The sequence below is a fragment of the Antrihabitans stalagmiti genome, from assembly GCF_016482825.1.
Classification (GTDB): Bacteria; Actinomycetota; Actinomycetes; order Mycobacteriales; family Mycobacteriaceae; genus Antrihabitans; species Antrihabitans stalagmiti.
In genome coordinates, this window is sequence record NZ_JAEMNV010000036.1 from 1 (window position 1) to 1,640 (window position 1,640).

At 65.5% G+C, this 1,640-nt stretch carries 1 protein-coding gene; it reads right to left on the reverse strand.

Annotated features, from left to right (window positions below; all coding sequences use genetic code 11):
• Window positions 1-17 precede the first annotated feature (17 nt).
• Entirely contained in the window at window positions 18-1,412 is a 1,395-nt protein-coding gene (locus tag JGU71_RS29570) for an IS110 family RNA-guided transposase (RefSeq protein ID WP_199708709.1), read from the reverse strand.
• Window positions 1,413-1,640 lie beyond the last annotated feature (228 nt).

Below are 1,640 nucleotides of genomic sequence, written 5' to 3' on the forward strand. Positions count from 1 at the left end.
TGAGTTCCTAACGGACGTCAAGCGCTGGCGTGGGTTTCTATGATGGTTGTGGCGGGCCGGGATGTTGGAGCGCTTGGCGACTTCTGTGACCCTGGCCCGCCCTCATTCGCGCGACGTTCGCGCATGCGCCTGTGTGCGGCAGTGTCACGGCGTTTCGGGTCGACACGGTACTGGGATCTGACGATCTGCCGTCCTTCGTCGGTGGTGATTTCTCGGCCGTCGTTGTCGCGGAGAACGTATGGGGTGCCCGAGCGCATGCAGGCCGCGATGCGGGTGAGCAGGTCGGCGGCGAGGTGACAGATCGCGGAGTCACGGTGCCGGTCGCCCGACATCAGGCGCACGTACTTTGCGGCGAGTTGCGGATCGACCTGTCGGGCGTGGTCGGCAGCGATGAACAGCATCTCCCGCAACAATGGATCACCGGCTTTGGTGATGCCGGGTTTGGTTTCCCCGACACCGGACTGGTTCACCTTCGGGACCAGGCCGCTGTAGGCGCGGATCGCGGCCAGGCTGGTGAACCGGTGCGGGTCGCCGATACGGCCGGCGATGACGGCGGAGATCACCGGCCCGACACCGGGCGCGGAAGCGACGATCCCGCTGGGGTCGGCGTCGGCGTAGAGATTGGCGATCCGCTCGTCGATGTCGTGGATCTGGGTGTTGAGATACATCGCTTGCTCGGCTTCGACAGCGATATCGGCAGCCAGTTCGGCCCAGTCCATCCCGTCAGCGCCCCACAATGCGAGCGACTCACGCGCGGCAGCGATCAAACCAGCCGCCGGCGCGTCGCCGTACTGCCCGCGCGAGCGGGCCTGCAGAAACCGTGACAGCCGCGAGTGTCCGAGCCGCAGGACCGCGTTCGGGTCGCCATAGCGGGCCAGGAAGGCAAGCGCTGCCTTGCCGTAGTCCGAGCCCAGAACCGCGTACCAGCCCGGGCCGAGCAGCTCGATCAGCGCATCGAGTCGGGAGAAGACCGCAGTGCGGCGTTTGACCATGGTCGAGCGTTGTTTGGTCAAGCGCCGCAACGGATCGGCTGTTCCCGGGCCAGTGAATGCGCGCAAGCCTTCGGGGTGCAGCAGCGGCAATTTAGCCAGGATCTCCGAATCCAGGCGGTCGTTCTTGGCGTGCTTCGAGTAGTACTTTCGCAGGTCGGCGGACTGGGTCGTGGGCACCATCACCACCCGCGCACCGCGACGGCGAAACCACTGTGCGAGCACGATCCACGCGTTACGGGTCGGTTCGAGCACGACCGTCAGCTCCGCCGGCTGCGCAACATCGAGGTCGGCCCACAACGCCTCGAGTTCGGTTGTGCTGGTTGTGAACTTGCGTCCCCGCCACACCACTCGCCCGTCGCGCGCCAAGGATGCTTGGTGTGCGGCGCGGCACGCCACATCGATTCCGAGAGTCACATTCACCGGTAGAGCCGCCTTTCCATCGACGCCAGGGGGCGTGACTGACCGGCGACGGCCACGGCCCAGACATTCTGTAAGCAGCGGTCCACCACAGTGGCCGCAAGTTCCCGAACAAGGACACCGCGTCGACCAGACACAGGCCGCGGACGATCACTCAAAAATCAGGGATCACACCGTGTCCCGGTCGGTGGCTGGACCGTCCGCGACCCACCATCGAATCTAAATGTCGGT